Source organism: Methylomonas sp. EFPC3, assembly GCF_029643245.1.
GTDB classification, from domain to species: Bacteria; Pseudomonadota; Gammaproteobacteria; order Methylococcales; family Methylomonadaceae; genus Methylomonas; species Methylomonas koyamae_B.
The window spans coordinates 1,593,107-1,613,255 of the sequence record NZ_CP116398.1; the positions used below are offsets into that span (position 1 = coordinate 1,593,107).

A 20,149-nucleotide genomic window follows, 5' to 3' on the forward strand; every position below is an offset into this window, starting at 1 on the left:
CGTATAATCCGCGGCCTTTAACCCAGCTGGCTTAGCATCTAGCGGAATCTGTCCGCCAAGCCCTTATCCCCGGCGTTACGTGTCATGAAAATAGTTATATTAGGTGCCGGCGTGACCGGCTCATCGGTTGCCGGCGCCCTGGCCAGCGAAGAAAACGATATCGTGGTTATCGACAAAAACCCGAGCCTGCTAACCGAACTGAAGGGACGCCTGGATATCGCCACCATCGAAGGCAACGCTGCCCATCCGAGTATTTTGGAACAAGCCGGCATCCGCGACGCCGACATGGTGATCGCCGTCACCGACCGCGACGAAACCAATATGCTGGCCTGCCAGGTGATCAACACGCTGTACAGCAAACCCAAAACCATCGCCAGGGTGCGAGCGATCGACTTCCTGAACCATCCGCAATTATTCCAACCCGGCGGCATCGATATTGTCATCAGCCCGGAACAGGTCGTCACCGAATCCATCCACAATCTGATCAAATACCCCGGTGCACTGCACGTTTCCGAATTCGCCGACGGTTTAGTCCGTTTGTTTTCGATCCGGGTAGTGCCGACCGGTTTCCTGACCGGCAAACGCATCCACGCCGTCAAAGAAAAACTGGCCGACAGCATGATCCGGGTTGCGGCGATCTTCCGCGACGGCAAGGCAATCGCGGTTAACGGCGAAGCAGTCATCGCCAGCGGCGACGAAGTGTTTTTCGTCTGCCCGCGCGAAAAAGTCCTGAAGACCCTGATCGACCTGCACAAGCTGGAATCGCCGATCAAAACAATCATGCTGGCTGGCGGCGGCCATGTCGGCAAGCGTCTGGGCATCGCCTTGCAGCACAATTACCAGGTCAAAATCATCGAAAAGGATATCAACCGCGCCCGGGAAATCGCCAACGACCTGCGCCGCACCCTGATTTTGCACGGCGATTGCACCGACGAATCCCTGCTGCAGGAAGAAATGATCGAGAACATCGACCTGTTCTGCGCGATTACCAATAACGACGGCATCAACCTGATCGCCGCCGGCCTGGCCAAAAAACTGGGCGCAAAAAAGTCGATCTGCCTGGTCAACAATAACTCTTACTTGAAACTGCTGGACGGCAGCGATATCGATTTGGCGATTCAACCCAAACTAGAGACGCTGGGCGGCATTCTGAAGCACGTCCGCAAAGGCGACGTGGTCGGCGTCAGCTCGGTATGCGGCGGCAGCGCCGAAGCCATCGAGGCCATAGCCCACCGCAGCAAGAACTCTTCATCGGTAGTCGGCTTGCGCGTCGACCAGGTCAACTTACCCGACGGTGTGATTCTCGGCGCTTTGATTCGGGAAAAGGAAGTGATTCCGGTCCATCACGATACCGTGTTCGCCGAAGGCGACCACGTAGTGATGTTCGCGCTGAATAAAAAGCTGATTAAAGATATCGAAGAATATTTTCAGCCGATCTGATTTTCGAAATCGGCATCGATACAGGCCAACGCCCGCTGCGGCAAGCCTTCGGCGGTATCCGACTGTAACGACGCCCGACTGTCTTCGTGAACAGCCGTCATGAACTGCAACAGTTGCATTTCAATCTGCAATTTCTGCTGCGGTTCGTCAGTCTCCCACATCCGGTTCAGCAACTGTTTGGCGTGGTGATGGATCGTGAATGCGACCGCTTCCGGCAAGTGGCCGTAACTACGACATAGCGAGTCTTTCAATTTATCCAGCGACTGCAAATATTGCTGGTAATCCTGCAAGTCTTGCCGACAACGGGTTTTCAGCATCGCCAGTTCATTCTGGTTGCGTGCCTTGTTCAAAGCCAATTCGTGCGCGAGTTGCTGGCTGCGTTTTTTTAATTCCGCCACCAGTTCCTGCTCAGCCAAAGCTTGTTCGCGGCGCAGTTGCACCAGGTCGTCCTGCCGGGACAAGCGCCAATGCAGATTGTCATCGCTACTACGCCGCCAAAACGTCAAGGCTTCCGCCAACCAGCGCCGCATCACGGACATGGCAATTGTTTGCGCAATGCCAGCATCGCGGCCGCATCCGCCTGCTTGTAATGTTGCCTTAGCGATTTGCGCAGTGCCTTATAAGTCGCAGCGGGCACCCGCTTGCGGACCGCCGCCAGCTCAGCTGCGATAGCTTGCCGTAATTGCCGCAAATGTTTACGGTTGTTTGCGGCAGAGATACGCCCGCGCTCAAGTTGCATCCGATAACGCAGTTGCCGCGCCTCCGCAGCGGCGCGCAAGCCGGCGTCACGGAGTTGGTTGCGCAACGCCCACCAACAGCGAATTTCCGCGGCATCGCGCCGAAAATAGCTGCGCAACTCCCGATACAGCGCTTTTGCCAAAGCAATCAGACCAAGCGCTCCCAACCCAACCAGCGCAAGTAATAGAAACTTACTCGCTACAGCGTAAAAAAAACCGGCCAGTAAAGCCAAGCCAAGCCGAAAACAGAAAAAACCGGTTACAAACAACAACATCGCCAGACTGCCAACCGTCAACCCCAGGTACATGATGCGCCCTAATCGCATACACTCAAGCCCGCTCGATGAACTCCAGCGCATTACCGTCGCGATCCCGGCAAAACAAGGCCCGACGTCCGGAAATACTTAGCGTATAAGCAACACCGGACGCCTCCAAATCGCTCCGCAACGCGTCCACCGAATCGATATGCATCGCCACGTGGCGGTCGCGACCACCGTGGGCCGGCCGACCGGTAGTCGGATCCGGGTTTTCCAGCTCCAACAAATGGATCTGCTGGTCGCCGATTGCCAGCCAGGCTCCCGGAAACGGCAACGGCGGACGTTCGATAAGCTGCATGCCGAGTACATCCCGATAAAAACGCAGCGACTGCTCGGTATCGGAAACAATCAGACTGGCATGGTGAATCGTGAAGTTATGCTTGGACATATTTCTGGTCTAACAATTGGACAATACTTGGATTATACCCCGCGAATATTGCCTGCCGAGCAGCTTTTCAGCCAAGCGAGGCTATCGGCGGTTACTGCGCTTGGCCGGTATTCGGCTCCGGTCCAGCCAGCGTAATCGGAATCGCGAATAATTTGGAACAAGGCTGAAAAATCCACTGCCCCGCTACCCGGTTGGCCGCGTCCCGGACAGTCGGCAAACTGGATATGGCCGACCTGGCCAATGTGGCGGCGCAGAAAATCGGCGCAGTCCTCGCCCATCCGGCTCATGTGATAAATGTCGTATTGCAAACACAATTGCGGATGATTCAAGTCGTGCAGTATTTTTAGCATCTGCGCGCTGCTATCGACAATAAATCCCGGCATATCGAAACTGTTCACCGCTTCGAAAACGGTGATGATATCTCGCTCAGCAAACACCCGAACGGCATAATCCAGGTTTTCCAGAAAGGTTGCCCTGAATTCGGCCAACCGTTCCGAGTTCAGGCAGCGGCCGGGCAACACGTTTATCGCTCCGGGCCGCAACAGTTCGGCATAGCCTAGCGCCTGTTCCACTGCCCGTTGAAAATCCTGCCGCTTTTCCGGCACCGCGGCGAGACCTTCGCCGCCTTGCAGCAAGGTATCGGCATCGACATTGAACAACACTAGCCGCAAGCCGTTGTCATCCAATAGCTGCCGCAATTCCGCGGCCGGAACGCTGTAGGGGAACTGAATTTCTACCGCATCGAAACCGCTGGCCTTGGCGGCAGCGAACCGTTGCGGCAACGGATATTCGTTAAAAAGCAGGCTGAGATTGGCCGAAAACTGCAACATGGTTAAGATCGGAGATATTGCTTGACCAAGGTCGAAGGGTCCTGCTCCAGAAATCCGCGACTGCCGTGCAATTGCATCAGTTGCGCCGCCAGCCCGGACATCGGCACCGCGCTGCCCTGCTTGGTAGCCAGTTCGGCCGCCATGTTCAAATCCTTCAGCAAGGTTTTAACCCGCCACTTCACCGGTTCGAAACGCTCTGCCGCCATTTCCGGCCCCACGATTTGCAAGGGTTTGGAATCGGCGAAACCGCCGGCCAAAGCTTCCGGTATTTTGGCCGAGTCAACGCCGGCCGCTTTGGCCAGGGCCATCATTTCCGCAATCACCAGTACGTTGCAACTGACGATCATTTGATTGCAAATTTTGGTGGTCTGGCCGCTACCGACCGGCCCCATATGAGTCAGGCGGCTGTATAAAGGCCGCAGCACCTCGCGCGCAAGGGCGATATCGGCCGCATCCCCTCCCGCCATGATGGCCAAAGTTCCTTGCTCGGCGCCGGCGGTGCCGCCGGAAACGGGGGCGTCGACCCAAGCCATGCCGCACGCGGATTCCAATTCACGGGCCAGCCGCCGCGTGGCTTCCGGGTCGATACTGGACAAGTCGATCAGCAATTTACTGGGACCGCCGTTGTCCAATATTTGGCCTGCGACAACCTGTTCTACGGCGGCGGTATCCGACAAACATAAAATCGTCACATCGACTGCGCGCACCAGTTCGGCAACGGAACCGCAAACCACGGCACCGGCCTCGGCTACCGGCTTGGTTTTTTCCGGATTTCGATTCCACACCCAAACCTGGTCACCGGCTTGCAGCAGGCGCAACACCAGCGGCCGGCCCATCAGGCCGATGCCGACGAAACCTAATTTGTAGGGTCGCCCAAGCATAGTAGCCCGCTTATTCGAACAAAGCCGGACTCAAGTCGATCCGTACCGAATCGCCCTGCCCACTTAATAGATGGCGCTGCAAAATTTGGAAGGCCTGGTCGAAATCGGCATTGACGAAACGCTGCGCCAGATGCACACAGATGGAATACAAACCCGAGTAATGCACGGTTTCGCCCGATGCGCATTGGTTGACCTTATCGGATAAAACCCTGACCACCGACAAGACCGAACCGTCCTGGCGCCAGTTGGCCGCAACTGTCACCACATCGTCGCCGCGGGTCGCAATGGCCGCCAATGCGTTGAACGCCAAGTCCACCAAACCGGCGAGTATTTTTTCCAGATCGCCGGCGGCGATCGCTTTAAAGGTGTCGCTGGCGCAATCCAGCAACAAAGCCTGGCGTAGGACAATATCCATATCCGAAAGACAGCCGGCATCGCCTTCTTCCGGCTGGACGATGCCGAAAGTGTCGTGAAAAGCCCTGACTTGTTGCAGATGTTTATTCATCGTTTTCCCCAAACTTAACAAATGACCGGGCATGGTACAGGGCTAAAAATAAAACAGCAAAAAATCCAATCCAATGCGGCGCAAGACACTCACGCCACCACTACCAAAGTGAATGGTAAATAATATGCATTATCATTTACCTTTTGCATTAAGGGACGTATACTTCCGTTAACTTTGGTAAATACCCTACTTGTCATATAGAAACTACCGATGCGGATCAACACCATGCCGAAAAAATATTCACACCTTTTGATACCCGGTCAAATCGCCATACTCCTCGGCCATTCTCCGATTTTGCTCGCAGCACCCGCCGCCGAAGATTCTGAGCTGGAAATGCCGGTGGTGGAAATCGTCGATTCCGCGGAAACCCTGCAAAAAATCCCCGGCACCGTCAATGTACTGACCCAGGAAGAGTTGTTCGAAAGCCATGTGTTTAACGTCAACGAGGCGTTGCGAAAAATCCCCGGCGTCAATGCCCGCGACGAGGAAGGTTTCGGCATGCGGCCCAACATCGGTATCCGCGGCATGAACCCCACCCGCTCCACCAAAACCTTGTTATTGGAAGACGGCATCCCGCTCTCGTACGCTCCTTACGGCGATAATGCCAGTTATTACCATCCGCCGATCGAACGTTTCGCCAGCATCGAAGTGTTGAAGGGTCCGTCGCAAATCTTGTACGGCCCGCAAACCATCACCGGCACTATCAACTATCTGACGCCGAATCCGCCTAGCAAGCCCGGCGGTTATCTAAGCTTTACCGGCGGTACCCGCGACTTTTACGACGGCCATTTCAACTATGGCGGCACGGTCGGCGATTTCGGCGGTCTGGTCGATATCACTCACAAAGAAAGCCGCGGCGCCCGCGACAATACCCATTCCGACATCAACGATTTCAACATTAAAGGTGTCTACGATATCAACGCGAGCAATGCCCTGACCATTCGCGCCAACTATTTCCAGGAAGACTCGCAATTGACCTATTCCGGCATCACCGACGCCGAAATGCGCAACTTCGGGATTCGCTACAACCCGTTTAAAAACGACCGGATGATGACCGACCGCTGGGGTACTTCAGTCACCCACCAGTACAGCATCAACAATAACGCCACGTTGACCACCAATGTCTACTGGTCGCATTTCCACCGCGACTGGTGGCGCCAAGCCAGCACGACCACCGACAACCAGTGCGGCTTCAATACCGCCAGACTCAATGGCGTCGCGGTCAATCCCGACGCTTGCAACTCGATTCAGGGCCGGTTGCGGGATTACTACAGCTACGGCGTCGAACCGCGTCTCCATGTCAACCACAAAACCCTGGGCATCGACAACGAACTCGACATCGGCTTCCGCGCCCACTTCGAAGAACAGCAGCGGATTCAGGAAAATAAACAATTTTTGACCGGCACGATAACCTCGTTCGCCGAACGTAACGAGCGCGAAACCGATGCCTACTCCGGCTTCGCCCAAAACCGGTTCATACTCGGCGATTGGAGTTTGACGCCGGGCGTTCGTATCGAACACGTCGATTTTCGCCGACTGGATAAGCGGACCAATCTCGCCGGCGATACCACGCTGACCGAAATCTTGCCGGCGTTCGGTATCGCACATACGCCGAACGACAAGATCACCACCTTTTTCGGTTTTCACGGCGGCTTTGCCCCGCCGCGCGCGGAGGATACGCTGAGCAATGTCGGCACCGTCGTGGACGTCGGGCCGGAGAAAAGTTGGAATTACGAGGTGGGCGTCAGGACCAAACCATATAAAGGCGCCAAATTGGATGCCACCTTGTTCCACGCCGATTTCTTGCAGCAAAACGCAGTCGGCAGCATCGCCGGCGGTTCCACCCCGCTGGCCGCCGGACAGGCTCTATACCAGGGCGCCGAACTGTCGGCCCGCCAGGACTTCGGCCCGTTGTTCGACAGCGATCATAACGTTTACCTGCAAGCCGCTTACACTTGGGTCGGTACTGCCGAGATGACTTCCGCTTTCCGCTGTCTGGCCACCGGCACCGATTGCAACAACGCTACGGCAATCGCGATGGCCAACGGCAACTTTGTCGGCAACCGCCTGCCCTACTCGCCGGAACACAACCTGACTACCACCATCGGCTATGCCCATCCCAGCGGCTTCGATCTGCATCTGGAAACGGTTTACGTCGGCGAACAATTCAGCGATTTTGCCAATACCGGCACGGCGCCGGTCAACGGTAACGGCCAAACCGGCAAAATCGACGACTATGTAGTGTTAAACGTCGCCACCACCTATCACGCCAAACCGATCAACACCGATTTCTTCGTATCGCTGAAAAACCTGCTCGACGAGACTTACATCGTCGACAGGACCCGCGGCATTCTGCCGGGCTCGCCGCGTTTGGTCCAAGCCGGTTTTAAAGTCAATTTTTGATAACAAGCCGGCCAACTTGCGGCTGACAGGGACGTAGCCGCGGGGCAATTGCAAACCCACCACAAACTTGTCCGCTTAGCGGGCCGATTGCAGCATTGCCAGCTTTTCGACCCGCGCCATGCGTTTGATCTCGGCTTCCCGCCGGCTGGCGGTCACCCTATCGTGTTCCGACTCCGTGTAAACGATCCGAAGCGGCTGCTTGGACCTGAAATACTTGGCGCCAGTGCCGGTCAGATGCTGGCGAAACCGCCGTTCGACATCGGTAGTGATGCCGGTATACAGACTACCGTCACAACATTCGATGATGTAAACCGACCAAACTGCCATCGCACCGGCCGGGTCAAGCCGACTTATTCAACCAGGCATTGACGGCCAGCGCCACCGCCGCACCAAACGCGATGTAAGCGTACTGCACGATAAAAACCAACACGCCGTTTTGAGTGTGGCTGGCAGTGTCCTTGATCGCGGGCGTCACGACCAGCGTCCACAATACCGCCGCCAAAAAATAGACCACTACCCCGGACACCGCCCAGGAAATCGCCGGCCGGCCCGAGCGCGCGGCCGTGTTGTAAAACCATACTGCGATTAACGCCGCCGCTACCGAACCTATCATGCATCACCTGTTTAATTATTGAGTAACCCGGCAACCGGGGGAATACCCAGGTTTGCCAACTGGTCGGCGCGTTCGTTGCCGGGAACGCCGGCATGGCCCTTGACCCAGACCCAATCGATCCGATGGCGTTGGATCGCCGAATCCAGACGCTGCCACAATTCAACGTTTTTCACCGGCTGATTGGCAGCCGTTTTCCAAGCGCGTTTTTTCCAGTTGGGCATCCATTCGGTAATACCCTGCAACACGTATTTAGAATCGGTATACAGCCTGACGCTACAGGGTTTGTTCAAGGTTTCCAGCGCTTGAATCGCCGCCATCAATTCCATCCGGTTATTGGTGGTTTCTGCCTCTCCGCCGAACAACTCTTTGCGGTGAGCCTTATAGTCCAGGCACACCCCCCAGCCGCCGGGCCCCGGATTGCCCTTGCACGCGCCGTCAGTGTATATGTTGACCGTTTCCGCCATGTTTATGAATCCTCGTGTGAGCGCGACTCCAAGCCCGCCGCCGCAGTCGCTAATTTGGTTTTACGCCGTTTTTCGACGGTCAGGGGTATCAGGGTATATTGTCTCTTTACCGCTCTAATGCCGTAGGCCATCGCAAACAACGCAGCGAATCCGGTTTGGAACTTGCCGTGGGAAATAGTGTAACTATCGAGACCGAACTCGGCCGCAGTCAACAGCTCGAAATTCATCAACTTTAACCAATCCAACATCCGCGATTTACTGATGAAATGCGCGCGCCAGGAATCGGCCATTTTTCGGTCCCACAGAAACTGAAACCGAACCGCCAGACTAAACGGACTGAAATTCAATACCACCAATTCGCCACCCGGCTTCAGCACCCGGTTGACCTCGCGCAGAGTCTGGAACCGGCGCGCATCGAACTCGAGTATATGCGGCAAAATCACCAAATCTATCGACTCGGTCTGTATCGGCAAGCTAAAGGCCTTAGCGGCCACTTTGAGCGCGTCGGCATCGCCCAACGCCTTGCCGTCGAGAATCAGATAATTGCGGTAAAGCGAAAAATCGACGAACTCTTTCTCCCAGCCCAGTCCGCCGATTTGCAATTGGTTTTGTTTGCAACTGACGGTAATCGAGCGTTTCAGGTAACTGGCTTCCATGGTTTGCAACAGCTTCCCTCTTGGGGTTTCGTATAGTGCAAACAAGAATTGTCTTTTCATCTATTCAACCGATAAGGCTATGTTTTTTGGCTATTTTAGAAAGCCATGCTACGATCTAATTTTTTTATTTTAGCGAGTTCAGACAATGCCCCGCTCAATTTCTAAAAAATCAGCCCGTCATCTGTCTTATCTACTACCTATTTTGCTGGTTACAGGTTGTAGCCAACAAGCTCAGAAAGATCATCTGACCCAGTCTTCCACGAGTAAGTTTTCCGTATTTACCCGCAATGGCAAAGCTATCAGCTCGTCTAAGAAGCAGGAAGCAGCCAAAGAACATAACACGCTGTGGGACAGAATGTTGTCGCTGTATGCATTGCCTGAAATCGACCACCCCCGGATAGACCGCGAAGTAAATTGGTATTTGCGTAATCCGGACTATCTGTCCCGAGTCCAGCAGCGGGCGGAACCTTATCTGTATTTCATATTGAACGAAATCGAAGCCAAAAACATCCCCGGCGAGCTGGCCTTGTTACCGGCGGTGGAAAGCGCTTTCCGCCCGGATGCAATGTCGCCGGCGCAAGCATCGGGCTTGTGGCAGTTTATTCCGCCGACCGGCAAGCTTTACGGCCTGAAACAAAACAGCTGGTACGACGGCCGCCGCGACGTGGTCGAATCGACCCAGGCAGCCACCACGTTCTTAAAAGAGCTCAGCGAAACCTTCAATAACGACTGGCTGCTGGCGCTGGCGTCTTACAATGCCGGCAAGGGCAATATCAAAAATGCCGTGGACCGGAATGTTGAACGCGGCCAACCCACCGATTTCTGGTCGCTGGATCTGAATAGCGAAACCTCGGCTTACGTCCCCCGGCTGTTGGCGATCGCCAAAATCTTTGCCAATCCGGAAAAATACAACGTCAACTTGCACCAATTCGCCAACCAGCCTTACTTTGAACTGGTCGACGTCAAATCTCAGATCGACCTGGGTAAAGCCGCGGAACTGGCTCAAACCCCGCTGGACGATTTTTTGAAGCTGAACCCGGGTTACAACCGCTGGAGTACCGATCCGAACGGCGCCCAGCACTTGCTGATTCCGGTCGACAAAGCCGATAAATTCAAGGAAAAACTGGCGGAACTGCCGCACGAAGAACGCATCCGCTGGGAACACCATACGGTGGGTAAAAAAGAGACGCTGAAAAGTATCGCCAGCAAACACCACACCACGGTTGAAGAAATTGCCAGCGTCAACCACCTGGAAGACGAAGCGGTGGCGCAAGGCAAAATCTTGCTGATTCCGGCGTCCAACCAATCGCAAAAAGGCGAAGCTACCAGCCTAGCCTCGTCGGCACCGGCAGCCCAAACCTCGGCGCCGATGCCGGCCGGCAAACAGGTGTATACGGTCAAGAAAGGCGATACTTTGTCCCGCCTGGCTCAGCATTTCGCCATCGATCAGGATGACATCGTCAGTTGGAATAAGCTATCGAAAAAAGCCGCGTTAAAACCCGGCCAAAAACTGACCATTAAAAAGACCAGCGGCAGCATCACCGTCGCATCCACGGCACCAGCCATCAGACAAATCAGTTACACCGTCAAACCGGGCGACACGCTGGGCCAAATTTCGAAAAAATTTAATGTCAACGTTACCGAATTGCGTAAATGGAACAATGTGCCGCGCAACAAAGCGGACATAAAACCCGGCTCGAAACTGAAAATCCTGGTCGAAACCAGCCATTCTTCAACCTAATCCCAAATGCGACCCGATCCTGGCGCCCTCGGAATCCGGGGGCGGGGTCGAATTGTAATCACACCAAGCGTAACCGGGATTCCACGCCGCTTGCCTGTAGCAGCAGTGCTCAGTCCGTCAACTGTTCGGCCGTTGCCAGAATATAACTGATCTCGTCGTTTTGACTGTCGAGAATGCGTTCGCAGGCCGCCTCGTCCAAGCCCAACAGCGTCGGCACGTCGTCGGGACAAGCCTGATTCGCGGCATCGCCTATCCCCAACTTGCCCAACAGACAATCGCTGTAAAAAGTCAGCAAATTCAGCACGTGATGCTCACCGCGATAACAAGGGTTGTGGTGGTGATAAACGATATCGGTGATTGTGCGCGGCATCGACCAGACATTCATTAACCAAGCGCCGATTTCGGTGTGATTCAAACCGAACGCGAAATTTTCCAGGTTAAAGATCGCCAAATTCGGATTTGCGTTGATCAGGCCGCTCAGATAGTTGAATTCGTCAGGGAACCGATGCCCCAACAACGGAAAGCCGATGTTGTGCATCAAACCGGCCAGAAACAACTCCTGGGAACTCGGCCGCATCGACTCCGGCATCGCCGCCGCCAATTGCGGCATCAACCGGGTACTGGCCAAGGCGTGAGTCCAGAACATCCGAGTCCCGATCTGCCCTTCCTTCGGCGATTTCAGCGGCGCCAGCACCGCCAGGCCCAGCGCCAGATCCAGGACGAAATTAAATCCCAGAACCCGGCTAATCGCGTCGTGTACGGTCGTAATCTTGCCGCGGTAGCCGTACAACGAAGAACTGGCCCAACGGATGATTTGCGCCGTCAATAGCGGGTCCAGCTCAATGATTTCAGCCAATTTGGCGACATCGGCATGCGGATCGCCGATCAGATTCAATATGCGCATTGCGCTGCCCGGCAACGGCGGCAACGCTTTGATCTGGGAAATCATTTCCCGCATATCCCGCGGCGGCGTGAAACCGTTACGTTGCTGGTTACCGATGTTGTCCAGCGTCCAGTTGATCAAATTGGATTCCATCATCGCGTCCCGTGGCCTAGTTCAAGTGCAGCCGGTTCAATTTCCGGTAAAGCGTTCGTTCACTGATATTCATTTCGGCCGCTATCAGCTTGCGGTTGCCCTGATATTTTTTCATCAGACTGCCGATAAATTCCGCCTCGTACTGCGCCAAGCCGGTCAAGGCTGTTGGCTCGCGTTGCTCGGCAACGCCGTTTCCGGTTTCAGCGATCTCGGCCGGACGCTGCATAAAGTGAATGTCGGTGTCTTGAATCTTGTGTTCCTTACACAAACCGGCGGCCAGTTGTAGACAATTGCGCAACTCGCGGATATTCCCCGGCCAATCGTATTGGATCAACTTGACCAACGCCGCTTGCGTCAGGCTGTAACGCCCATCTCCCACCGCGAGTTGCCCCAGGAAATGGTCGATCAATATCGGCAGGTCCTGCTTCCGCTGGCGTAACGGCGGCGTTCCCACCGGAAACACCGACAACCGGTAGAATAAGTCCTCGCGAAACCGGCCGTTTTTGACCATTTCCGCCAAATTCCGATGCGTAGCACAAACCACTCTGACTTTCGCTTTTTGCATCGTGGTACCGCCCACACGACGAAATTGACCGCTTTCCAAGGCCCGTAACAACTTGGGTTGTTGCGACAACGGCAAATCGCCGATCTCGTCGAAAAACAAAGTGCCATTGTCCGCCAATTCGAATAGGCCTTTCTTCGCCGCAGTGGCGCCGGTAAACGCGCCTTTTTCATGGCCGAACAACTCGCTTTCGAACAAGTCTTCACCCAGGATGGTGCAATCGACAATCACGAATTCGCCATTCGCCTGCTTGGAGTTCCGGTGGACAAACTCGGCGGCCAACTCTTTGCCGGTTCCGGTCTCGCCAAGCAGCATCACGGCAGCTTGAGTATCGGCAGCCTGGCATAACCGGGTTTTAAACTCGGTAAAGGCTGGCGACTTACCTACCATCAAGGTCTCAGACTCTACAGACGGGCCTTTGTGCAATGGTGTCTGCACTTCCCCCAGATACAGCGTGGCATCGGCATCCAACAGCGGAAAACCGCGTACATTTAACGAGGACGGCGCCTCTGGATTACTGTAATCGGGATAGACCCCCGCATACGATTCCAAGGTTCTGAACATTTTCCGGTGCCGGCAATCGCTGTTATCCGGACAGCACGGTTTACCTACCCGACTCTGCCGGGAAGCGCCGAACCCCAATTCCCAAGCCCGGTTGACGGCTACCACATTCAAACCGGCATCGACGATAACCAGCGGCAAGTCGTGTGTTTCCAGCAAGGATTCCAGGGTAAAAGCATTTTGCGGCATACGCTCCATTCCGGCAGTTTTGATAGAAAAATCGGCAACCTCACGCCGCTAGACGGCAACGGCGGGATACGACCGTATCAACCAGCCCAAGGCCGCTCCCAGCAATCGGAGTAAGCATAACCCATAAGCGGAAAGTGGTGGCGAGGCGCGGAAAATATTCGCTGAAGTACCTTCGCCGGCCCTGTCGGCAAGCAAGCTGATATTTCGCCGCCTGCGCGACTATTGAATTAAAGACAGGAAGTTGGGAACACGCGCGAGAAACGGCGGTCGCGCCGCCAAAGGTATTCTCGGCGCGACCGCTGTTTGCGAAAGGTAGGTTACATTTGCGACTGCAAATAGTTTTGCAAGCCGATTTTTTCGATCAAATCCAACTGGGTTTCCAGCCAGTCGACGTGTTCTTCCTCGCTTTCCAGGATGTGCTCCAATACTTCGCGGGAGATATAGTCGTTGACCGATTCGCAGTAAGCGATCGCTTCTTTCAACAGCGGCAACGCCAGCAATTCCAACTTAAGGTCGCATTCCAGCATTTCCCGCGGATTTTCGCCTATCATCAAGCGGCCCAGGCTTTGCAGATTGGGCAAACCTTCCAAAAACAACACCCGCTCGATCAGCTTGTCGGCGTGTTTCATTTCGTCGATCGACTCGTGGTATTCCTTTTCGTTGAGCTTGTGCAAACCCCAGTTTTTAAACATCCGGGCATGCAAAAAATACTGGTTGATCGCGGTTAATTCGTTTTCCAATACCTTGTTCAGATACTCGATAACTTTCTTGTCGCCTTGCATGTCTAATCTCCTGGGTAATGTGGTTTGGTCAGTGCCGATGATTCGCCGTCTGCTGCAAAGGTCCGGCGGATTTATCGGTCAAGATTCGGGCAATATCCTTGTTGCATTTGCCGCAGTCGCCGCCCACGCCGAAACAATGGAACAACTGCTTGCGCGAACACAGCCCTCTGGCGATTGCGGCATCGAGCTGGCTATCGGTCACCGCTTTGCAAATGCAGACATACATCGCTTATGCCACTCGTCGCCGTTGAACTTGAGTGGGATCGGCGGTGATTTTACGGTAGATTTCCACCCGGTCGCCCTCTTTGACCGGAGCATCCAGCTTGGCTAGTTTACCGAAAATACCGACCTTTTGCGTTTCCAGATCGATCTCCGGAATTTGCTTCAACACGCCGGACAACTGGATCGCATCAGCGATGGTGCTGCCGTCAGGCACTTCCAGACGCAACCAAATTTGCCGATCGGCCTGTGCGTAACATACCCCTACGTTCATCTTCGCCTCCTGTTATTCCACCGCGACCGCATCCTCGTCAACCACCTCCACCGCCGCCTCCACTAGCGGGGCCGGCTTGAGCGCAATTCTGCGATCCAACAACCGCTTCAAGGCCACCATGAACCCAAGCATGATAAAGCCGCCCGGCGGCAACGCCATTAGTAAGAAACCTTTGTATTCCGGTATCAACACGGTCTCCAGAAAGCGAAAGCTTTCGCCAAGCAGAACCGAAGCGTTGGCAAATAAAGTACCGGTCGAACTAATCTCGCGCATCGCCCCCAACACCACCATCGCCCCGGTAAAGCCGACACCCATCATCAGACCGTCCCACATCGACGGCATCACCGGCTGCTTGGAAGCGAAGGCTTCGGCGCGGCCAAGAATCACGCAGTTGGTCACGATCAACGGGATGAACAGGCCCAACACCTTATGCAACTCGTGCATCCAGGCATTCAGAAAAATATCGACCAGCGTCACCAGCGCCGCAATCAGCAGCACGAAAATCGGAATCCTAATTTCCGACGGGATCAAATGCCGGCTGACCGAAACCGCGGCGTTGGAAGCCACCATCACCACCATCGTTGCCAAGCCCATGCCCAAGCCGTTGGTTGCGGTTCCGGTCACGGCCAATAGCGGACACAGCGCCAGATTTTGGGTCAAAACCACATTGTTGTCCCACAAGCCGTCGCGGGCAATTTTTCGGTATTGTGCAGAGAATAGAATCGACAGATTCATGACAGCTATGCTCCCTTATAAAAACTTGGTTGCGATTCGTGCGCTATCGGCGGCGCCAACGCAGTCGCTGCTCAGTGAGCTTGCTAACCGACGGTTAACCGGCAGCCAGCAATTCCGCCTGGTGCGACTTGTAAAAGTCCAAACCGCGCTTGATGGCCTGCACCACTTTACGCGGCGTGATCGTCGCGCCGCTGAATTGGTCGAAGACGCCGCCGTCTTTCTTCACGGCCCATTGTTCGACGGTCAGGTTATCCAGCGATTTGCCGTTGAACCCTAACACCCATTTCGATTTGGTGACTTCGATCTTGTCGCCCAGACCGGGCGTTTCGACGTGAGAAATGACCCGCACGCCGAGAATTTCGCCGTTGCGGTCGATGCCCATCACCAGAGTAATCGGCCCGGCATAGCCGTCCGGCGCCACGAATTTGAAACATACCGCATTGACCATCCCGGCTTGCTTGGCTAAATACACCTCGATTTGCTCGCTTCCCAGATTGTTGTCGCGGGCATCCAGCATCACGCTGTCCTGCAGCAGATCGTTATCGTGAAATTCGGCCGGCACTACCTGGGCCAGATTGGCCTGCAAATCTTCGCGCAAGCGCAATTCGATCACGCCGCGGGTCGCCAGGTCGGCAACGCCCAACAGAATCGCAGCCAACAGCGCAAACCCGGCCAACACGCCGGCCTGAAATTTAACTTGCGGCCTTAATTGCTGCAAATTATCGGGTTCCAGCCAAACCGCCAGTTTTTGCCTGAACCAAGCCCAACGTTGCCGCGCCGATTCTAAAAATTCGCCGGCTTTGAGCCCGGTTTGAGGTTTTGCGGGTTCGGAACTCATGGCCGGCCTCAGGAGTTGGAAATATCGAGCGGTTTGCCGTTACGGTAACGGCCGTAGATCCGCGGACGGATGTAATGGTCGATCAACGGCGTCACGGCGTTCATCAACAAGATTGCAAAGCCGGTACCTTCCGGATAGCCACCCCAGGTGCGGATCACGTAAATCAACATGCCGCAACCGGCACCGAAAATAATTTGGCCCACCGGCGTATTCGGTGACGTGACGTAGTCGGTGGCGATAAAAAACGCCACTAACATCACCGCACCGGAATTCAAATGCACCCAGGGCCCCAGATAGTGCTGGCTATCCAGTAAATGAAACAGACTCGACAACAGAAAAATGCTGAGCAACAGCGATACCGGAATATGCCATTTGATTACGCCCTGCCGCATCAGCCAGATGCCGCCTGCCAAAAGTAGCAGCGACGACGTTTCGCCCAGGCTACCCCGCTCCCAGCCGATGAAGGCCAGAAAACCGGAATAATCCAACAAACTGCCGGGAAGCAAGCGACCTTGGGAGAATTCGGTTTTGACGTAACCCAAGGTGGTGGCGCCGGTCACGGCATCGGCATTTTGCAAGCCGCCGAAGGTAATACCCAAACTATCGATCATCCCCGGACCCGCGAACAACGGCGACACGTTGGCCCAGGTCGTCATCTCGATCGGAAACGAAATCAGTAAGGCCACCCGCGCCAGCATGGCCGGGTTGAACAGATTTTGGCCCAAGCCGCCGTAGACGTGCTTACCCAGCACGATCGCGATGGCCGCACCGACCACGCCTATCCACCAAGGCGCCCAGGGCGGCAAGGTCATGGCCACCAGCAAACCGGTGACGATGGCAGAACCGTCGCGCAAAAACGGCATGGCGGCAACGCCCTTCAGTTTCAAACTGAACGCTTCGAATAACAGTGCCGCGGCTACGGTCGTTGCCAGCAAGTAAAGGGCCGGCCAACCGAACAGAAATATGCCGCAGGCGATTGCCGGCGCCATGGCTTTAATCACCAGCCACATGATCTGGTCTACGCGGCGGGTCGCCGCAACGTGCGGCCCGCTGATCGGTTTGCTGCTCATGCGGTCTCCTCGGCGGCGACGCCCGGCGCGGTTTTTTCGGTACCTTCGGCTTTAGCTTGCTGCGCCTGCTGCTGGGCGGCCAATCTGGCGGCACGGGCTTCGGCGGCGCGCTCGGCTTCGGCTTCGGCTTCCAAGCGAATGCGTTCCATCCGGTTGTTGCGGTCTTCGATCAAACGCTTGGTTTGCTCGGCTTTATGCTCGGCTTGTTGGCGCTTGACCAGTTCGCCGGACGCAAACTTGAAGTAGTGCACCAACGGAATGTTAGAGGGACAAACGTAAGAACAACTACCGCAACTGATGCAATCCTTCAGCCCCAAATCCACCGCCGCATCGAGTTGGTTAACCTTGATCCGGCTGGCCATCTCCAACGGCAACAAACCGACCGGACAGGCCGTCACGCAACTCGAGCACCGAATGCAAGGCTGCACTTCCGGCTCTTCGATATCGGCTTGCGACAATGCCAGAATTCCGTTGCAGGCCTTGACCACCGGCACCTCAGCAATCGGCAATGCGTCGCCCATCATCGGCCCGCCCATGACCAGCCGCGCCATTTTGGCTTTGTCCAGGCCGCAATAGGCCAATACTTCCGACATCAGGGTACCGATCGGCACTTCGACATTCTGCGGCTGCGCGACCGCCGCGCCGGACACCGTCACCACCCGGCTAATCAAGGGCTGGCCCAAACAAACGGCTTTATAAACCGCGTACGCGGTGGCAACGTTATGCACTACGACGCCGATGTCGGTGGCGCGGCCGTCGGCAGGAATCTCCTGGCCGGTCAGGTAGCGCAGCATTTGCCGATCCCAGCCCATCGGATAGCGGGTAGGCACTTGCGAGACGACGATATTGGCGAAGTCGCGGCTGGCCTCGCGCATCGCCGCAAAGGCTTCCGGCTTGTTGTCTTCGATCCCGACCAAGGCTTTGGGCGCATCCATCCCGCGCAACATCAGCCGGATGCCGGCCACTATTTCCGCCGCCCGTTCCTGCATCAAGCGGTCGTCGCAAGTCAGATAGGGTTCGCATTCGCCGGCGTTGATCAGTAGCGTATGGATTTTGTTCTTCCGGCCCAGACTCAATTTCACCGCCGACGGGAATACCGCGCCGCCCAGACCGACCACGCCGGCCGCACCGACCCGCAGGCAGATTTCTTCCGGATCGAGCTGAAACGGGTCTTCTGCGACGTTCAACTCCGCCCATTGTTCGAGGCCGTCGCTTTCCAACACGACGGTGCGGATCGGCAAGGCCGACGGGTGCGGCGCCGGAAAGTCTTTGACATCGACAATGGTGCCGGAGGTTGGCGCATGTACCGGCGCCGAGATGGTACCTTGGCTGTACGCCAGCAATTGGCCTTTCAAGACTTTTTCACCGACCATGACCAACGGCTCGGCCGGCTTGCCCACATGCTGCTGCACCGGAATATACAGTTTCTTCGGCAACGGAAAATCGGTCGCAATCGGCAGCGCCGAGGTCTCGGTTTTGTGTTCTTCGGCGTGAATACCGCCGCGCAAACGGGGATTTTCGAACAATGCGAGCATAGGCTTCTCCGTCAGGCCGCCAGCGGTTTAGGCCAGCGCCAATTGCGCAGGGTCACTTCGATCGGATACATTTGCAAACATTCGGTTGGGCAGACTTCGACGCATTTTTTGCAACCGATACAGGCATCGGCAACCACGGCATGGATTTGTTTCGGCGCGCCGACGATCGCATCGGTCGGGCAGACTTTGAAGCAGCGGGTGCAGCCGGTGCAGGTTTCCTCGCTCACCCGGGCCACCATCGGCTCCTGGTCCTGAGTCTGGCTCAAATCGACTTCCACGCCCAGCAACTTGGCCAGTTGCTCCACCAGCGACGTTCCCCCCGGCGGGCACAAAGTCACCGGCGCCGCGCCCGATACCACCGCTTCAGCCGCAGGCCGGCAGCCCGGATAACCGCACTGTCCGCATTGCGAACCGGGCATCAACGCCTCCACTTTTTCGATCAGCGGATCGGCCTCTACTTTCAAATACTTTCCGGCAATCCCCAGCGCCAGCCCTAGTAACAGTCCCAGTGCAGTCAGAACAACGATGGCGGACAGTACGTACATAATGCGCCTCTTATTTAGTATAAAGACCCGCAAACCCCATAAATGCCAGCGATAAAATGCCGGCGGTAATAAAAGCGATAGGCGTCCCCGAAAAAAGCGCCGGTACCGCCATGAGCGCCAAGCGTTCACGCAGACCGGCGAAGAGCACCATCACCAGGGTAAAACCCATTGCCGAGCCAAAGCCGAACAGCAGGCTTTGCACGAAATCGTATTTCTCCTGGATGTTGAGCAAGGCCACACCCAGCACCGCGCAATTCGTCGTAATCAGCGGTAAGAAAATCCCCAGCACCTGGTACATGACCGGGCTGGTCTTGTGAATCACCATTTCGGTAAATTGCACCACGGCGGCGATCACCAATATAAATCCCAGCACTCGCAAAAAGCCGATATCGAACGGTATCAGCAAGCGGTGTTCCAACACCCAGCTGGCGGCGGATGCCAGCGTCAACACGAAGGTGGTTGCCAAACCCATACCCAGTGCCGTGTCGAGCTTATTGGACACGCCCATGAACGGGCATAATCCGAGAAACTTGACCAGCACGACGTTATTGACCAACGCCGTACCCAATATCAGAAGTAAGTATTCGCTCATCGCCTTAAACCTGGTGTTTTGCAATGTAATCAGCATCAATTGTGCCAACGCTGCAAAGGCCCGTCAGCTCACCGTTTTAGTGCAAAAACCGCAAAATCGGCCCCACAAATTTCTGTGTCAAAAAACACAGAGGCAAAACAACCGGGTTTAAAATTGTCGCAAACCGCACAAATCGTCAGGATTTATCGAGCGTAGGCAGGCAAATTCGTATTTGGCGCCCAAATTGCATGTGTTTT

The 20,149-nt window shown here is 55.5% G+C and carries 24 protein-coding genes; 3 read left to right on the forward strand and 21 right to left on the reverse strand.

The window, feature by feature from the left end; translation table 11 throughout:
- Nucleotides 1–84: 84 nt before the first annotated feature.
- On the forward strand, nucleotides 85–1,440 hold the full coding sequence (gene trkA / locus PL263_RS07195) for a Trk system potassium transporter TrkA (RefSeq protein ID WP_140912192.1): 1,356 nt from the start codon (nucleotides 85–87) through the stop codon (nucleotides 1,438–1,440).
- Here trkA and PL263_RS07200 read toward each other — a convergent pair.
- From PL263_RS07200 to PL263_RS07225, 6 genes are read right to left on the reverse strand one after another with little or no spacing between them, the layout of a single operon-like run.
- Entirely contained in the window at nucleotides 1,428–1,979 is a 552-nt protein-coding gene (locus tag PL263_RS07200; protein WP_278212355.1) for a hypothetical protein, read from the reverse strand. The genes trkA and PL263_RS07200 overlap by 13 nt on opposite strands.
- The gene (locus PL263_RS07205; protein WP_278212356.1) at nucleotides 1,970–2,503 is read right to left on the reverse strand and encodes a hypothetical protein; all 534 of its coding nucleotides are present in this window, start codon (nucleotides 2,501–2,503) and stop codon (nucleotides 1,970–1,972) included. The genes PL263_RS07200 and PL263_RS07205 overlap by 10 nt, the downstream gene beginning before the upstream one ends.
- Nucleotides 2,504–2,507: 4 nt before the next feature.
- Entirely contained in the window at nucleotides 2,508–2,882 is a 375-nt protein-coding gene (locus PL263_RS07210; protein WP_140912195.1) for a VOC family protein, read from the reverse strand.
- Nucleotides 2,883–2,914: 32 nt separating this feature from the next.
- Entirely contained in the window at nucleotides 2,915–3,712 is a 798-nt protein-coding gene (locus tag PL263_RS07215; RefSeq protein ID WP_278212357.1) for a TIM barrel protein, read from the reverse strand.
- 2 nt (nucleotides 3,713–3,714) lie between these two features.
- The gene (locus PL263_RS07220; protein WP_278212358.1) at nucleotides 3,715–4,593 is read right to left on the reverse strand and encodes an NAD(P)-dependent oxidoreductase; all 879 of its coding nucleotides are present in this window, start codon (nucleotides 4,591–4,593) and stop codon (nucleotides 3,715–3,717) included.
- 10 nt (nucleotides 4,594–4,603) lie between these two features.
- Entirely contained in the window at nucleotides 4,604–5,098 is a 495-nt protein-coding gene (locus PL263_RS07225; protein WP_278212359.1) for a nucleoside triphosphate pyrophosphohydrolase family protein, read from the reverse strand.
- A gap of 294 nt (nucleotides 5,099–5,392) precedes the next feature.
- Between PL263_RS07225 and PL263_RS07230 the strand changes: the two genes are divergently transcribed.
- On the forward strand, nucleotides 5,393–7,501 hold the full coding sequence (locus PL263_RS07230) for a TonB-dependent receptor (protein WP_278212360.1): 2,109 nt from the start codon (nucleotides 5,393–5,395) through the stop codon (nucleotides 7,499–7,501).
- Nucleotides 7,502–7,576: 75 nt separating this feature from the next.
- Here the strand turns inward: PL263_RS07230 and PL263_RS07235 are convergent, their stop codons facing one another.
- The 4 genes from PL263_RS07235 to PL263_RS07250 are packed head-to-tail and all read right to left on the reverse strand — an operon-like array spanning nucleotide 7,577 to nucleotide 9,294.
- On the reverse strand, nucleotides 7,577–7,828 hold the full coding sequence (locus PL263_RS07235) for a GIY-YIG nuclease family protein (protein ID WP_278212361.1): 252 nt from the start codon (nucleotides 7,826–7,828) through the stop codon (nucleotides 7,577–7,579).
- A gap of 13 nt (nucleotides 7,829–7,841) precedes the next feature.
- The gene (locus tag PL263_RS07240; RefSeq protein WP_278212362.1) at nucleotides 7,842–8,114 is read right to left on the reverse strand and encodes a hypothetical protein; all 273 of its coding nucleotides are present in this window, start codon (nucleotides 8,112–8,114) and stop codon (nucleotides 7,842–7,844) included.
- An 11-nt stretch (nucleotides 8,115–8,125) separates the two neighbouring features.
- Nucleotides 8,126–8,578, reverse strand: a complete 453-nt coding sequence (gene rnhA, locus PL263_RS07245) for a ribonuclease HI (protein WP_278212363.1) — start codon at nucleotides 8,576–8,578, stop codon at nucleotides 8,126–8,128.
- 2 nt (nucleotides 8,579–8,580) lie between these two features.
- Nucleotides 8,581–9,294 (reverse strand): methyltransferase domain-containing protein, encoded by a 714-nt coding sequence (locus tag PL263_RS07250; RefSeq protein WP_140912207.1) that lies wholly within the window; start codon nucleotides 9,292–9,294, stop codon nucleotides 8,581–8,583.
- Between the two features lie 295 nt (nucleotides 9,295–9,589).
- Between PL263_RS07250 and PL263_RS07255 the strand changes: the two genes are divergently transcribed.
- Nucleotides 9,590–10,975, forward strand: coding sequence for a LysM peptidoglycan-binding domain-containing protein (locus PL263_RS07255; RefSeq protein ID WP_278212364.1), 1,386 nt, complete (start codon nucleotides 9,590–9,592; stop codon nucleotides 10,973–10,975).
- A 109-nt stretch (nucleotides 10,976–11,084) separates the two neighbouring features.
- Here PL263_RS07255 and PL263_RS07260 read toward each other — a convergent pair whose 3' ends face one another.
- The 11 genes from PL263_RS07260 to rsxA form a co-directional block, all read right to left on the reverse strand.
- Entirely contained in the window at nucleotides 11,085–12,014 is a 930-nt protein-coding gene (locus PL263_RS07260) for an HDOD domain-containing protein (RefSeq protein ID WP_278212365.1), read from the reverse strand.
- A gap of 13 nt (nucleotides 12,015–12,027) precedes the next feature.
- On the reverse strand, nucleotides 12,028–13,323 hold the full coding sequence (locus PL263_RS07265; protein ID WP_278212366.1) for a sigma 54-interacting transcriptional regulator: 1,296 nt from the start codon (nucleotides 13,321–13,323) through the stop codon (nucleotides 12,028–12,030).
- 317 nt (nucleotides 13,324–13,640) lie between these two features.
- On the reverse strand, nucleotides 13,641–14,105 hold the full coding sequence (gene bfr / locus PL263_RS07270) for a bacterioferritin (protein WP_140912211.1): 465 nt from the start codon (nucleotides 14,103–14,105) through the stop codon (nucleotides 13,641–13,643).
- Nucleotides 14,106–14,133: 28 nt separating this feature from the next.
- Entirely contained in the window at nucleotides 14,134–14,331 is a 198-nt protein-coding gene (locus PL263_RS07275; RefSeq protein ID WP_278212367.1) for a (2Fe-2S)-binding protein, read from the reverse strand.
- Nucleotides 14,332–14,334: 3 nt separating this feature from the next.
- Nucleotides 14,335–14,598, reverse strand: a complete 264-nt coding sequence (locus PL263_RS07280) for an RnfH family protein (RefSeq protein ID WP_140912213.1) — start codon at nucleotides 14,596–14,598, stop codon at nucleotides 14,335–14,337.
- A 12-nt stretch (nucleotides 14,599–14,610) separates the two neighbouring features.
- Entirely contained in the window at nucleotides 14,611–15,333 is a 723-nt protein-coding gene (locus PL263_RS07285; protein WP_278212368.1) for an electron transport complex subunit E, read from the reverse strand.
- 94 nt (nucleotides 15,334–15,427) lie between these two features.
- The gene (rsxG, locus tag PL263_RS07290; protein WP_278212369.1) at nucleotides 15,428–16,171 is read right to left on the reverse strand and encodes an electron transport complex subunit RsxG; all 744 of its coding nucleotides are present in this window, start codon (nucleotides 16,169–16,171) and stop codon (nucleotides 15,428–15,430) included.
- An 8-nt stretch (nucleotides 16,172–16,179) separates the two neighbouring features.
- On the reverse strand, nucleotides 16,180–17,241 hold the full coding sequence (locus tag PL263_RS07295; RefSeq protein WP_278212370.1) for an RnfABCDGE type electron transport complex subunit D: 1,062 nt from the start codon (nucleotides 17,239–17,241) through the stop codon (nucleotides 16,180–16,182).
- Nucleotides 17,238–18,776, reverse strand: coding sequence for an electron transport complex subunit RsxC (gene rsxC / locus PL263_RS07300; protein WP_278212371.1), 1,539 nt, complete (start codon nucleotides 18,774–18,776; stop codon nucleotides 17,238–17,240). Before rsxC ends, PL263_RS07295 begins: the two co-directional genes overlap by 4 nt.
- A gap of 11 nt (nucleotides 18,777–18,787) precedes the next feature.
- Nucleotides 18,788–19,321 carry an electron transport complex subunit RsxB gene (rsxB, locus tag PL263_RS07305; protein WP_140912218.1) on the reverse strand — a complete coding sequence of 178 codons (534 nt, stop codon included), beginning with the start codon at nucleotides 19,319–19,321 and terminating at the stop codon, nucleotides 18,788–18,790.
- Nucleotides 19,322–19,331: 10 nt separating this feature from the next.
- Nucleotides 19,332–19,913, reverse strand: a complete 582-nt coding sequence (gene rsxA / locus PL263_RS07310; protein WP_064023544.1) for an electron transport complex subunit RsxA — start codon at nucleotides 19,911–19,913, stop codon at nucleotides 19,332–19,334.
- Between the last annotated feature and the right edge of the window lie 236 nt (nucleotides 19,914–20,149).